We start from the raw sequence: 14,633 nt of genomic DNA, 5'->3' as shown, positions 1-14,633 counted from the left end.
CGTCGACGCCAGCCGGCTCGCCGCCCTCGCCGCGGTGCTGGTCACCACGCTCGCGCTGGCGGCCGTCGCCGGAGTGCTGTTCCAGCGCAGCCGTGACGCGGCGGCGGTCGAGGACTACTACCGCCCGACCAGCGCCCCGCTCGAGGCCGCCCGCACGGCGGCCAAGGTGCTGTTCAGCTACGACCACCGCAACCTGGACAGGGACTTCGCGGCGGGCGCGGCGCTGAGCACGGGGGTGTTCCGGGCGGAGTACGCCCGCACGACCGCCCGGGTGGTGCGCGAGGTGGCCACGCAGTACCGGGCCGTCGTGGTCGCCGAGCCCGTGGTGGCGGGCGTTCAGGCGGCCGAGCCCGGCGAGGTCGTGGCCGTGCTGTTCGTCAACCAGAGCACCCAGAGCACCCGCGTCGAGGGCACCAAGGTGGACCAGAGCAGGGTGCGCATGACGCTGGTCGAGCGCGGCGACACCTGGCTGGTGAGCAAGGTGGAAGCGCTCTGAGCGGCAAGGATGTCCCCGACAGGCCGCTGCCGGGCCTTGACGCCGGCCCCTCGGGTCGCCACTGTGTCCCGCAGCAGTGAGCAACACGTGATCGACCTCGACAGGCAGGTAGCCAGCGGCTACACTGCCTCTTTGCGCTGCCTCCTGTCATATGGCCGCCGGAGTCAGATGCTCCGGTAGGTGGGTCGGAGATGCGAGCGCCTCGTCTGAAGATCGTGGGCAGCACGCCGTCTGCCATCGGAAGGACCCCTCTTGGCCGCCCGTCGCACCACCCCCCGTCTGTCCTTTGCCAAGATCCGCGAACCCCTCGAGGTTCCGAACCTCCTGCACCTGCAGACCACCTCGTTCGACTGGCTCGTCGGCAACGACGCCTGGCAGGCGCGGGTCCAGGAGGCCCTCGACGCCGGCCGCGAGGACGTCAACGTCACGTCGGGCCTCGAGGAGATCTTCGAGGAGATCTCCCCGATCGAGGACTTCTCCGGGTCGATGTCGCTGAGCTTCCGCGACCACCGGTTCGAGCCGACCAAGTACTCCGTCGAGGAGTGCAAGGACAAGGACATGACGTTCGCGGCGCCGCTGTTCGTCACGGCGGAGTTCACGAACAACACCACCGGTGAGATCAAGTCCCAGACCGTCTTCATGGGCGACTTCCCGGTGATGACGGACAAGGGCACGTTCGTCATCAACGGCACCGAGCGCGTCGTGGTCAGCCAGCTGGTCCGCAGCCCCGGCGTCTACTTCGACAAGCAGATCGACAAGACCACCGACAAGGACACCTACTCCTGCAAGGTGATCCCGTCGCGGGGCGCCTGGCTCGAGTTCGAGGTCGACAAGCGCGACGCCGTCGGCGTGCGCATCGACCGCAAGCGCAAGCAGCCGGTCACCGTGCTGCTCAAGGCCCTCGGCTGGGACGACGCCCAGATCCTCGAGCGCTACGGCGACTACGAGTCGATGCGCATGACGCTCGAGAAGGACAACACCACCGGTCAGGACGACGCCCTGATCGACATCTACCGCAAGCTGCGTCCCGGCGAGCCGCCGACGCGCGAGTCCGCTCAGACCCTGCTGGAGAACCTCTTCTTCAACCCCAAGCGCTACGACCTCGCCAAGGTCGGTCGCTACAAGGTCAACAAGAAGCTGAGCCTCGCGCTGCCGGTCGACCAGGGCGTGCTGACCGAGGACGACATCCTCGCGACCATCGACTACATCGTGAAGCTGCACGCCGGCGAGGCGGACTTCGAGACCGATGACATCGACCACCTGGGCAACCGCCGCCTGCGCACCGTGGGTGAGCTGATCCAGAACCAGATCCGGCTGGGCCTGGCCCGCATGGAGCGCGTCGTCCGCGAGCGCATGACCACGCAGGACATCGAGGCGATCACGCCGCAGACCCTGATCAACGTGCGCCCCGTCGTCGCCGCGATCAAGGAGTTCTTCGGTACGAGCCAGCTGTCGCAGTTCATGGACCAGAACAACCCGCTCGCCGGACTGACGCACAAGCGTCGCCTGTCCGCGCTGGGCCCGGGTGGTCTCTCCCGTGACCGCGCCGGCGTCGAGGTGCGAGACGTTCACCCGTCCCACTACGGCCGCATGTGCCCGATTGAAACCCCGGAAGGCCCGAACATCGGCCTGATCGGTTCGCTGGCCTCGTTCGCGCGGATCAATGCCTTCGGTTTCATCGAGACCCCGTACCGTCGCGTCATCGACGGCGTCGTCTCCACGACGATCGACTACCTCACCGCAAGTGAGGAAGACGAGTACATCGTCGCGCAGGCCAACGCCCCGCTGACCAAGGGTGCCCGCTTCGCCGAGCCCCGCGTTCTCTCGCGCAAGAAGGGTGGAGAGGTTGACCTCTTCCCCGCAGAAGACATCGGCTACATGGATGTCTCGCCGCGCCAGATGGTCTCCGTCGCGACCTCGCTCATCCCGTTCCTCGAGCACGACGATGCCAACCGCGCACTCATGGGTGCCAACATGCAGCGTCAGGCTGTGCCGCTGCTGCTCAGCGACAGCCCGCTGGTCGGAACCGGTATGGAGGGCTTTGCGGCCATCGACGCCGGTGACGTGCTCACCGCGCAGAAGGCCGGAGTCGTCATGGAGGTGTCGGCTGACGTCGTCACCATCCAGCTCGACGAGGGCGGAACGCAGGACTACTACCTGCGCAAGTTCAGCCGCTCCAACCAGGGCACCAGCTACAACCACCGCGTCATCGTCAACGCCGGCGAGCGTATCGAGGCCGGCGAGGTCATCGCCGATGGTCCCGCTACCGACAACGGTGAGCTTGCACTCGGAAAGAACCTCCTCGTGGCATTCATGTCGTGGGAGGGTCACAACTTCGAGGACGCCATCATCCTGAGCCAGAACCTGGTGAAGGACGACGTTCTCTCCTCGATTCACATCGAAGAGTACGAAGTCGACGCGCGCGACACCAAGCTGGGCAAGGAAGAGATCACCCGCGACCTGCCGAACGTCTCCCCGGACCTGCTCGCAGACCTGGACGAGCGCGGCATCATCCGCATCGGAGCCGAGGTTCGCCCCGGCGACATCCTCGTGGGCAAGGTCACGCCGAAGGGCGAGACCGAGCTGTCCGCTGAGGAGCGTCTGCTGCGCGCGATCTTCAACGAGAAGAGCCGCGAAGTTCGCGACACTTCCCTGAAGGTTCCCCACGGTGAGCGTGGCACCATCATCGGTGTCAAGGTCTTCGACTCGCAGGATGGCGACGACGAGCTGGGCTCGGGCGTCAACCAGCGTGTTGTGGTCTTCATCGCCCAGAAGCGCAAGATCACCGAGGGTGACAAGCTCGCCGGTCGTCACGGCAACAAGGGTGTCATCTCCAAGATCCTGCCGGTCGAGGACATGCCGTTCCTCGCCGACGGAACCCCGGTCGACATCATCCTGAACCCGCTGGGCATCCCCGGCCGAATGAACTTCGGCCAGGTCCTGGAGACCCACCTCGGGTGGATCGCCAAGCAGGGCTGGCAGGTTGAGGGCAAGCCCAAGTGGGCCGGCCGTCTCCCCGAAGCCGCGCACAGCGCCGCCCCGAACACCAAGGTTGCGACCCCGGTATTCGACGGCGCGCTCGAGGAGGAAATCGCCGGTCTGCTCGACTCGACGACTCTGACTCGCGACGGCGACCGCCTGATCGACTCCACCGGAAAGACGCAGCTGTTCGATGGCCGCTCCGGCGAGCCGTACCCGATGCCCATCGCGGTCGGTTACATGTACATCCTGAAGCTGCACCACCTTGTCGATGACAAGATCCACGCACGCTCCACGGGTCCGTACTCCATGATCACGCAGCAGCCGCTGGGTGGTAAGGCGCAGTTCGGTGGACAGCGTTTCGGAGAGATGGAGGTGTGGGCGCTTGAAGCATATGGAGCGGCTTACGCCCTGCAGGAGCTTCTGACGATCAAGTCGGACGACATCCTCGGCCGAGTCAAGGTGTACGAAGCCATCGTCAAGGGCGAGAACATCCAGGAACCCGGTATCCCCGAGAGCTTCAAGGTTCTGATCAAGGAAATGCAGTCGCTGTGCCTGAACGTCGAGGTGCTCTCCGCCGATGGAACCGCAGTGAGCCTGCGCGACACGGATGACGAGGTCTTCCGCGCAGCGGAGGAGCTGGGCATCAACATTTCCACCCGGTTTGAGTCGTCGTCAATCGACGACATCTAAGCCTGGCCACTGACGAATACTCGAAAACTTTCCAAGGAGAGAAATTGCTCGACGTAACAACATTTGACGAGCTTCGCATTGGCCTGGCCACCGCCGACGACATCCGTCGTTGGTCGCACGGTGAGGTCAAGAAGCCCGAAACCATCAACTACCGCACCCTGAAGCCCGAAAAGGATGGTCTCTTCGGAGAGCAGATCTTCGGACCGTCCCGCGATTGGGAGTGCTCGTGCGGCAAGTACAAGCGAGTGCGCTTCAAAGGCATCGTTTGTGAGCGCTGTGGCGTAGAGGTCACGAAGTCGTCGGTGCGCCGTGAGCGCATGGGCCACATCGAACTCGCCGCCCCCGTCACTCACATCTGGTACTTCAAGGGTGTGCCCTCGCGTCTCGGTTACCTGCTGGACATGGCTCCGAAGGACCTCGAAAAGGTCATTTACTTCGCCGCCTACATGGTCATCGAGGTCGACGAAGACGGTCGCCACCAGGACATGCCTGGGCTGGAGAACGAACTGCGCCTCGAGATCAAGACCCTCGAAGGCAGCCGCGACTCCCGCATCGCCGACCGCCTGCAGCGCCTCGAAACCGACCTCGCAGCACTGGAGGCCGAAGGCGCCAAGAGCGACCAGAAGAAGCGCACCAAGGACGCCGCCGAGAAGGAGATGTCCCAGGTCCGCAAGGCCATCGACGAGCAGATCGCTCACCTCGAGCGCGTGTGGGAAGACTTCCGCACCCTCAAGGTCGGCGACCTGAAGCCGGAAGACTCCGTCTTCCACGAGCTGCAGGACCGCTTCGGCATGTACTTCGAGGCCTACATGGGCGCCGAGGCCATCAAGAAGCGTCTCGAGGCCTTCGACCTGGTCACCGAGAGCGAGAACCTGCACCTGCAGATCGCCGAGGGCAAGGGTCAGAAGAAGATCCGCGCCATCAAGCGTCTGCGCGTCGTCAACGCCTTCATCATGACCGGCAACTCGCCGGCCGCGATGGTGCTCGACGTCGTGCCGGTCATCCCGCCGGAACTGCGCCCGATGGTGCAGCTCGACGGTGGCCGTTTCGCGACCAGCGACCTCAACGACCTCTACCGTCGTGTGATCAACCGCAACAACCGTCTGCGTCGTCTGCTTGACCTCGGTGCCCCCGAGATCATCGTGAACAACGAGAAGCGGATGCTGCAGGAGGCCGTTGACGCGCTCTTCGACAACGGTCGTCGTGGCCGTCCGGTCACGGGTACCGGTAACCGCGCCCTCAAATCCCTGAGCGACATGCTCAAGGGTAAGCAGGGTCGGTTCCGTCAGAACCTGCTCGGTAAGCGCGTTGACTACTCTGGCCGTTCGGTCATCATCGTCGGCCCGCAGCTGAAGCTGCACCAGTGTGGTCTGCCCAAGCAGATGGCTCTGGAGCTCTTCAAGCCGTTCGTGATCAAGCGCCTGATCGACCTGAGCCACGCTCAGAACATCAAGGCCGCCAAGCGCATGGTCGAGCGCAGCCGCCCCCAGGTCTGGGACGTGCTCGAGGAGATCATCCGTGAGCGCCCGGTTCTGCTGAACCGTGCACCCACGCTGCACCGCCTCGGTATTCAGGCCTTCGAACCTCAGCTCGTGGAGGGTAAGGCCATCCAGCTGCACCCCCTCGTCTGTGCGGCGTTCAACGCCGACTTCGACGGTGACCAGATGGCTGTGCACCTGCCGCTGTCCATGGAGGCCCAGGCCGAAGCGCGCATCCTGATGCTCGCCTCAAACAACATTCTGAAGCCGTCTGACGGTCGCCCGGTGACCCTGCCCACCCAGGACATGATCATCGGTCTGCACCACCTGACCACCCTCAAGGAAGGCGTCACCGGCGAAGGCCGCGCGTTCACCTCTGTCTCCGAGGCCATCCTGGCCTTCGACCAGAAGTCGCTGGACCTCAACGCCAAGGTGCGCATCCGCATCGCCGACCTGTACTTCACCGAGGGCACCCAGCCCGACGGTGTCGAGCTGGTCGACGGTCAGGCCGTCGGTACCGTGCTGGTGAACACCACGCTGGGCCGCGCCATCTTCAACGAGGCGCTGCCGGCCGACTACCCGTACTTCGAGAAGGTCGCCGACAAGGGCACCCTCTCGGCGATCGTGAACGACCTGGCAGAGCGGTACCCGAAGGTGGAAGTAGCGGCAACGCTCGACCGCATCAAGGACGCCGGCTTCTACTGGGCCACCCGCTCGGGTGTGACCGTCGCACTCAGTGACATCCTGACGCCTCCGAACAAGAAGGAGATCGTCGGTACCTACGAGAAGATGGCCGCGAAGGTCCAGACGCAGTTCGAGAAGGGTCTCACGACCGACCTCGAGCGTCGTCAGGAGCTCATCCAGATCTGGACCAAGGCGACCGAAGACGTCGCCGCGGCCATGCAGGCGAACTTCCCGGCCGACAACACGATTAACCGGATGGTCACCTCTGGTGCTCGTGGTAACTGGCTGCAGGTGCGAAACATCGCCGGTATGCGTGGTCTGGTCAACAACCCGAAGGGTGAAATCATCCCTCGCCCGATCATCTCGAGCTACCGCGAAGGCCTGTCCGTCGCCGAGTACTTCATTGCTACTCACGGTGCTCGTAAGGGTCTGGCCGACACCGCTCTGCGTACCGCAGACTCGGGGTACCTCACGCGTCGTCTCGTCGACGTCTCGCAGGATGTCATCATCCGCGAAGACGACTGCGGTACGACCAAGGGCCTCGAACTGCCGATCGCCACGAAGGACGCCGCGGGTAACCTCTCGCGTCACCCGAACGTGGAGAACGCGGTCTACGCCCGCAGCCTGGCCGCCCCCGCGGTCAACGGCAAGGGCGAGGTCGTTGCTGACGCCGGAGACGACGTCGGCGACGTGATGATCGAGAAGCTGGTTCTGGCCGGCGTCGAGAACATCAAGGTGCGCTCGGTGCTGACCTGCGAGTCTGCTATCGGTGTGTGTGCGGTCTGCTACGGCCGTTCGCTTGCGACCGGCCTGCTCGTGGACATCGGAGAGGCCGTCGGCATCATCGCCGCACAGTCGATCGGTGAGCCGGGCACGCAGCTGACCATGCGTACCTTCCACACCGGTGGTTCCGCATCCGCAGACGACATCACCCAGGGTCTGCCCCGGGTGCAGGAGCTCTTCGAGGCGCGTACCCCCAAGGGTGCATCGCCGATCGTGGACGTGGCCGGCCGCATCACCATCGAGGACACGGATCGCAGCCGCAAGGTGATCCTGACCCCCGACAACGGTGACGAAGCCATCGCCTACCCGGTGCTCAAGCGTGCGACCCTCCTCGTCGAGGATGGCCAGCATGTGGAGCTCGGCACGCAGATCATCATCGGCGCCGTCGACCCGAAGGAAGTTCTTCGAGTCAAGGGTGTCCGCGCGGTGCAGAAGCACCTCGTCGGTGGCGTGCAGGATGTCTACCGTTCGCAGGGCGTGCCGATTCACGACAAGCACATCGAGGTCATCGTTCGCCAGATGCTTCGCAAGGTGACTGTTGTGGAGCACGGCGACACCGGCCTGCTGCCGGGCGAGCTCGTTGACCGGTTGAAGTACAACGAACTCAACCGCACCGCGCTCACCGAGGGCAAGAAGACGGCTTCGGCTCGTCAGGAAGTCATGGGTATCACCAAGGCTTCGCTGGCTACCGAGTCGTGGCTGAGCGCCGCTTCCTTCCAGGAGACCACCCGGGTTCTGACCCAGGCGGCCATGGAAGGCAAGAGCGACCCGCTGATGGGCCTCAAGGAGAACGTGATCATCGGTAAGTTGATCCCGGCCGGCACCGGTCTTCCCCGCTACCGCGACGTCAACGTCGAGGCAACGGATGAAGCCAAGGCTGAGCGTTACCCGAACCGCATCTTCACCGATGATGCAGCGTTCACCGAGGGTGACCTGAGCTTCGTCGACTTCGACAGCTTCTCGTCGGACGACTTCACCCCCGGTACGTACAACTAACCGAGGTTGATTTCGGATGGCCCCCTGCTTCGGCAGGGGGCCATTCCTCGTTAACGACTCGCTGGTCGAGCGTGCCGACATCCCCGGGCACCCGCCGCGTGTTGCGGTTGGCGGCCGAGCCCCGCCGTTAGGCTGAAAGGGAATTCTCTAAGGGGGACACCGCAATGGATGCTGCACCATCGCCGACAGGCTCGCCGTCCCGTCGCCCGCTCTGGTTCGCGCTCGGCGCGGTCGGGGTGCTGCTGATCGTGGCTCTCATCGTCGTTCTGGTCGTCTGGCGCGGCGGAGCGGCCACCCCCTCCTCCGACGGCACCGCCGCCGGCGGCCGCGCCACGCCGACGGCCACGGCAGACCCGGTCCCGGTGTCCAGTGCCGTCCCCGACCCCGCGGCCGGCCCGCGCCCCACCAGTTGCGACGAGATTTACAGTCCCGACATGCTGGCCACGTTCACGCAGACCCACTCGCTGAACCCGGCCTGGACCGAGACGGCCGAAGCCGCCACCCGCATGGGCACCCTCGACCCCGACCTCAGCGCACTCATCGAAAGCGCCGACCATCTCTCCTGCGTCTGGGCCGACCCGGAGGGCGGATCCGGCAGCGGCCTCGTCACCAACGTCGTCTTCGTCACCGCCGAACAGTCCACGGCCGCCCGCGAGCGCCTGACCGCCATGGGCCAGACCTGCTACGACGAGCTCGAGGGCCTTCGCTGTGTCATCGAAACCGACACCGACGGCGACGGCGTCGCCGGGGAGTCGCACTTTCTCCGCGACGGCATCTGGCTGGCAACCTCGTTCGTCAATGCCGGGCCCGACGGTTACACCCACGACATCGTCGCCACGATCTGGGCCGGCGAGTAGCCGCCCGCGCGCGAGCGCGACCACCCGCACCCACCGCACCGGAGCGCATCCGACGGGCACTGCCGTCGGGGATGACCGGCGGCAGGCACCGGGCTATGCTGGGCGCAAAATCGCTGGGGGAGATCCTTGTGGCCGCTGCGCACGCACCGACGCCGCCCTCGCCGACCAATCGCCGGCTCCGGGTGCTGATTGGGACACTCGGCGCTCTGCTACTGGTCGCCATAGTGACGATCGTGGTCCTGTGGCCCCGGCCGGTGGCCGCACCCACCGCATCCGAAACGGCCCGCCCGGTGCCGTCCGACTCGCCGGCACCGGCGACTCCCTCGCCGGCACCGTCCCCGACCGGTTCGCTCGCACCCGGCACGCCGCGGCCCACCGAGTGTGAGGAGCTCTATAGCCCGGCCATGGTGGAGGCGTTCGGAAACCTCGTGCTCAACCCGAATTGGCTCGACGACCCGGACGAAGACCTGCGCGTCGGACCCGCCGATGAGCAGCTGCAGAACCTGATCGACGACAACGAATCCTTGGAATGCGTTTGGACGACAGCCAAGGGCGGGTCAGACGTCGGGGTGGCCACGGCGCTGGTGTGGGTGGACCCGGACGAGCGGGAAGCCGCCGCGGAGCGCCTCGATGAGCTGGGCTTCGACTGCTTCGACGAACGCGAGGGCCTGCGCTGCATCACCGAGGAGACCACCGAGGAAGGCTCTTTCGGCGAGTCGCACTTCCTGCGCGACGGCATCTGGCTGTCCACGCAATACGGCAACGCCGGCCCAGCGGGGTACACCCTGGACATGGTCAACAACCTCTGGCCCGATGACTGATCAGGGCTTCTCTGCCACCCGAACCGGGCTGGCGTGTCCCTCGAACGGGCGGCAGATGCCGTAACCTGTGAGCAGGACGCCTCGGGCGCCGTCTGCGGTTCGAAAAATTCCTCCCGAGTCATCCAGCATCACGCCGGTCCGGGGGAGGGTCGAATGGCTACTCTGACCGAGATCCTGATTCTGCACGGCCTGCTGCCCATCGAGGTCTTGGATACGCTCCTGGCCGGCGATCCCGCCGACGAAACCGCTGTGCGCGCACTCGTCGCCAAGGGCGTCATTACCGAGGTGCAGTTCGCGAAAGCCAGGGCCGCCCAGGCGAACCTGCCTTACGTGGAGCTCGCAGACTACCCCGTGGACCGACTTGCGGTGGCCCGCGTACCCGTTGGAGTGTGCCGTCGTCACGAAGTGCTGCCGGTGCTCATCGACGGCAACCGGCTGGTGCTGGCCATGGTCGACCCTGGCAACGTGTTTGCGGTCGATGATGTGCGCGAAGCATCCGGGATGCGTGTCACCCAGGTTGTGGCGGAACGCTCTGACCTGCTTGCCGCGATCGGCCGCTACCACCGCGCAGACGGCGAACTCAGCGATCTGACGTCAACGCTCGAGGAAGAGAACGCGACAGCTGCCGCCGACAACGCCTCCTTCGGGGCGGCCGACCACGCCGGGGACGACGACGCCCCCATCGTGCGATTCGTGAACCTGCTCGTCAGCCAGGCCATCCAGGACCTCGCCTCGGACATCCACATCGAACCCGGTGAGCACAGCCTGCGGGTGCGCTATCGCATCGATGGGGTGCTGCACGAGATGCAGACCGCACCGAAGAGCATCCAGAACGGTGTGATCTCCCGGCTCAAGATCATGAGCGACATCGATATCGCCGAACGCCGCAAACCGCAGGACGGCCGCATGACCGTGCGGCACGCCGGTCGGCAGATCGACCTGCGGGTTGCCACGCTACCGACCGTGTGGGGCGAGAAGGTCGTCATGCGGATCCTCGACAACTCCAGCACCACTCTGGACGTGCGGGCACTGGCGCTGCTCGAGCGCAACTTCGAGGCGTACAAAACCGCCTACTCCAAGCCCTACGGCATGATCCTGATCACCGGCCCGACCGGCTCCGGAAAGTCCACCACCCTGTACACCACCCTCGGTGCGGTCGCCCGGCCCGAGATCAACGTGATCACCGTCGAGGACCCGGTGGAATACCGCATGGCCGGAATCAACCAGGTGCAGGTGAACGTGAAGGCGGGACTCACGTTCGCGAACGCGTTGCGGTCCATCCTGCGCAGCGACCCGGATGTGGTGCTGCTGGGTGAGATTCGCGACCACGAGACCGCGCAGATCGCCATCGAGGCCTCGCTCACCGGTCACCTCGTGCTGTCGACCCTGCACACCAACGATGCCCCCAGCGCCATCACCCGGCTCACCGAAATGGGTATCGAGCCGTTCCTGGTCGGATCTGCCATTGATTGCGTTGTCGCCCAGCGCCTGGCCCGGCGTCTCTGCGACAAATGCAAGGCGCCGACGGTGCTGACCGCGGAGGGTCTCACCGGGTTGCGTTTCTCGTTCGACCCGGAGCTGCCATTGCCGAGGATTTACGAGCCCGTCGGGTGCGCGCAATGTTCGAAGACCGGTTACCGCGGGCGGCTCGCACTTCACGAGGTCATGACCGTCACCGAGGAGATTGAACGACTCGCCGTGGCCCGGGCCTCCAGCGCTGACATCGCCCGCGTCGCCCGCGATCAGGGCATGATCACCCTCCGCGAAGACGGCTGGGCGAAGGCCCGTTTGGGTTTGACATCGATCGAAGAGATTCTGCGAGTGGTCGCGTAGTGCAAGGGGACACCAACATGAGCCAGCCCATTTACGACATTCCGGTGTCTCCGCCGACGCCCCCGCGCGGCGAGGAAGGGTCCACCGCCGAGGGAACGGCCCCCGTCGAAGAGCCGGAGCCGTGGTACCTGCGCGACCCGGCGGATTCCCCACCCGTCGAGCGGGTGCCGTTCAAGTCCAAATACGATGACCTCCCGGAACCGGTGATGGTGTCACCGACGCGCGCTGAGCCGGCCGGTCGCGTCGTGGACGTTCGACCGGATCTCACCCGGTCGGCATACGACGGCCCGGACGACTCGAACGTCCGCCCGCGGGTAGAGGCGCGCCCCGATGTCGGCCGCCGGGCGCAGCGTGCCGAACCCACTGTGGGCCCCGACCAGGACCTGTTGAACGCCCTGCAGGAGGTGCTCGACCTCAACGGCTCAGACCTGCACATCACCGTCGGTGCCGCGCCGAGCCTCCGGGTCAACGGCAGCCTGCGCCCGTTCGACGGCGCGGACCGCTGGCAGTTCGACAAGGTCTCCAACGCCCTGCAAAGTATTCTCACTCCTGCCCAGCGGATGGAATTCGAGCGCGAACTGGAACTGGACTTTGCCTACACGGCTAACGGAGCCCGCTTCCGGGTCAACTACTACCAGCAGCGTGGCTCCATCGGCGGGGCCTTTCGCTTGATCCCGCGGGATATCAAGGCGCTCAAGGAACTGGGCATGCCCGATTCGGTGTCCCGCTTCGCCGCAATGCCGCGAGGCCTCGTCCTCGTCACCGGTCCCACTGGGTCGGGCAAGTCCACCACCCTGGCCGCCCTCGTTGACGAGGTCAACCGCACCCGCGCCGACCACATCGTGACCGTGGAAGACCCGATCGAGTTCCTGCACAAGCACGGCAAATCGCTGGTGAACCAGCGGGAGGTGGGCAGCGATACCAAAAGCTTCGCTGCCGCCCTCAAGCACGTTCTCCGGCAGGACCCCGACGTCATCCTGATCGGCGAGCTGCGTGACCTGGAGACCATTTCCGTTGCCATCACCGCCGCCGAAACGGGCCACCTCGTGTTCGCTACTCTGCACACGCAGAGCGCCCCACAGACCATTGACCGTCTGATCGACGTTTTCCCTCCACACCAGCAGGCGCAGGTGCGCTCGCAGCTGGCCGCCACCTTGCAGGGGGTTGTCTGTCAGACGCTGGTGAAGCGGGTCGACGACGGCCGGGTGGTGGCGACGGAGATCATGTTCGCCACGTCCGCGATCTCCAACCTGATCCGCGAAGGCAAGACCTTCCAGATCCCGTCGGCCATGCAGGCGGGCCGGAGCCTGGGCATGCACACCATGGACCAGCACCTGGCCGAACTCGTCGACGCCGGCATCATCAGCCGGGCCTCGGCCGAGGAAAAGGCACAGGACTTGGTGGGTCTTGCCCAGTTGATCCGTCGGGTCGACCCGGCGGCGACAGGCACGGCGACGTCGCCGATGTCCAGCGACGGCATCGACTATGAGGCCTTCTCCGGCGGCAGTGGCTACTGATGCCCGCTAAAGTCGCCTTCGCTTATAAGGGCCGGAACGCCGCCGGTAAGGTCATCAAGGGCCGGTTGGACGCTTCCTCGGAAAGTGTTGCCATGAGTCGGCTGCGCACGATGGGTCTCTCTCCGATGTCCGTGGAGGAAGTTGCCGTCGGCACCGGGCTCAACAAGGACATCACGATTCCCGGGTTCAGCAAGGGCGTGAGTCTGAAAGATCTGGCCATCATGAGTAGACAGATGGCCACCATGGTCGGCTCGGGCCTGTCGCTCCTTCGCACCCTGAACATCCTCGCCGAGCAGACCGAAAGCAAGCCGCTTACAAAGCTCCTGGTGCAGGTGCGCGACGATGTCGAGACCGGGACCGCGATCTCAGACGCCCTCGCCAAGCACGGCGAATCCTTTCCACCGATCATGGTGAACATGGTGCGCGCCGGCGAAACCGGCGGGTTCCTCGACGGAGCGCTGGAGTCGATCGCCGCCAACTTCGAAAAGGAAGTCAAGCTCCGCAACACGATCAAATCGGCGATGACCTACCCCGTGATCGTTCTCCTGATGTCCCTCGTCGCCGTGATGATCATGCTGATCTTCATCGTGCCGATTTTTGAGGAGATGTTCTCGGGAATGGGCAGTGGGCTCCCGGTTCCGACCATGATCCTCGTCTACATCTCGAAGTCCATGGTGTGGGTGGTGCCCGTCCTGGCCGTCTCAATCATTGCGTTCAGCATCTGGTGGAAGAAATACAAGAACACCGAGCAGGTGCGCAGTTTCGTCGACCCGATCAAGCTCAAGCTACCCGTCTTCGGTCTGCTGCTGAAGAAGATTGCCGTCGCCCGGTTCGCTCGCAACTTCTCCGACATGATCGCCGCCGGCGTTCCTATCCTCCAGGCACTCAAGATCGTCGGAGAGACCTCCGGCAACTGGGTCATCGAAAATGCTCTTAAAGAGGTAGCCGACTCGGTGCGCCAGGGCCACTCCATTTCCGCCCCGCTGCTGCAACAGCCGGCCTTTCCCCCGATGGTGACGCAAATGATCGCCGTCGGCGAGGACGCTGGCTCACTCGAGATGATGCTCGATAAGATCGCAGACTTCTACGACGACGAAGTGCAAGCGGCAACTGAACAGCTCACCGCCATGATTGAACCCCTCATGATCGCCTTCCTCGGTGTCGTCATCGGCGGCATGGTCATAGCCCTGTACATGCCTATTTTCGGTATCGCCGGCGCGATCGAGTAGCGCGCCCTCAAAATAGGGACAATTTGTTGTGTTTCACCCCCAAAGTGGGGATTAACACGCCGTTCTGGCCATATGCTCAAAGTCAGGCAACACAAACGCAATTCACAGTACCTATACAGGAAATGAGCACCAAATGATCCGCAGCATTACTGACGCCCTTGCGCACAAGCGCTCGGACCTCGCCGACAAGGAAAAGGGCTTCACCCTGATCGAACTCCTCGTTGTCGTCATCATCATCGGCATCCTCGCCGCCATCGCCATCCCGGT

9 protein-coding genes are annotated in these 14,633 nt (G+C 64.7%); all 9 read left to right on the top strand.

The annotated features are described in order from the left end of the window. The coding region (locus JWP54_RS00980; RefSeq protein ID WP_297366318.1) for a hypothetical protein at positions 1–496 on the top strand (496 nt) is incomplete at its 5' end. A 231-nt stretch (positions 497–727) separates the two neighbouring features. Continuing rightward, complete coding sequence (gene rpoB, locus JWP54_RS00975) at positions 728–4,168, top strand: DNA-directed RNA polymerase subunit beta (protein WP_297366319.1); 3,441 nt, start codon at positions 728–730, stop codon at positions 4,166–4,168. Positions 4,169–4,212: 44 nt separating this feature from the next. Then, the gene (locus tag JWP54_RS00970; RefSeq protein ID WP_297366317.1) at positions 4,213–8,109 is read left to right on the top strand and encodes a DNA-directed RNA polymerase subunit beta'; all 3,897 of its coding nucleotides are present in this window, start codon (positions 4,213–4,215) and stop codon (positions 8,107–8,109) included. 164 nt (positions 8,110–8,273) lie between these two features. Next, entirely contained in the window at positions 8,274–8,966 is a 693-nt protein-coding gene (locus JWP54_RS00965; protein WP_297366316.1) for a hypothetical protein, read from the top strand. A gap of 182 nt (positions 8,967–9,148) precedes the next feature. After that, the gene (locus JWP54_RS00960; RefSeq protein WP_297366315.1) at positions 9,149–9,787 is read left to right on the top strand and encodes a hypothetical protein; all 639 of its coding nucleotides are present in this window, start codon (positions 9,149–9,151) and stop codon (positions 9,785–9,787) included. A 153-nt stretch (positions 9,788–9,940) separates the two neighbouring features. Beyond that, positions 9,941–11,620 carry a GspE/PulE family protein gene (locus tag JWP54_RS00955; RefSeq protein ID WP_297366314.1) on the top strand — a complete coding sequence of 560 codons (1,680 nt, stop codon included), beginning with the start codon at positions 9,941–9,943 and terminating at the stop codon, positions 11,618–11,620. Positions 11,621–11,637: 17 nt separating this feature from the next. Continuing rightward, on the top strand, positions 11,638–13,137 hold the full coding sequence (locus JWP54_RS00950; protein ID WP_297366313.1) for a type IV pilus twitching motility protein PilT: 1,500 nt from the start codon (positions 11,638–11,640) through the stop codon (positions 13,135–13,137). A gap of 92 nt (positions 13,138–13,229) precedes the next feature. Beyond that, positions 13,230–14,366 carry a type II secretion system F family protein gene (locus JWP54_RS00945; protein WP_367274163.1) on the top strand — a complete coding sequence of 379 codons (1,137 nt, stop codon included), beginning with the start codon at positions 13,230–13,232 and terminating at the stop codon, positions 14,364–14,366. A 133-nt stretch (positions 14,367–14,499) separates the two neighbouring features. Next, positions 14,500–14,633, top strand: a 134-nt coding sequence (locus tag JWP54_RS17625; RefSeq protein ID WP_367274164.1) for a prepilin-type N-terminal cleavage/methylation domain-containing protein, incomplete at its 3' end; no start/stop codon positions are given.

The sequence above is a fragment of the Cryobacterium sp. genome (genome assembly GCF_025463825.1).
Classification (GTDB): domain Bacteria; phylum Actinomycetota; class Actinomycetes; order Actinomycetales; family Microbacteriaceae; genus Cryobacterium.
The sequence above is the reverse complement of the archived record's forward strand: the minus strand, read 5'-3'. Positions and strand labels throughout refer to the sequence as shown.

Coding starts and splice junctions, on each gene's coding strand:
- JWP54_RS00965 (WP_297366316.1), top strand. CDS start 8,274: ATGGATGCTGCACCATCGCCGACAGGCTCGCCGTCCCGTCGCCCGCTC.
- JWP54_RS00950 (WP_297366313.1), top strand. CDS start 11,638: ATGAGCCAGCCCATTTACGACATTCCGGTGTCTCCGCCGACGCCCCCG.
- JWP54_RS00955 (WP_297366314.1), top strand. CDS start 9,941: ATGGCTACTCTGACCGAGATCCTGATTCTGCACGGCCTGCTGCCCATC.
- JWP54_RS00945 (WP_367274163.1), top strand. CDS start 13,230: ATGAGTCGGCTGCGCACGATGGGTCTCTCTCCGATGTCCGTGGAGGAA.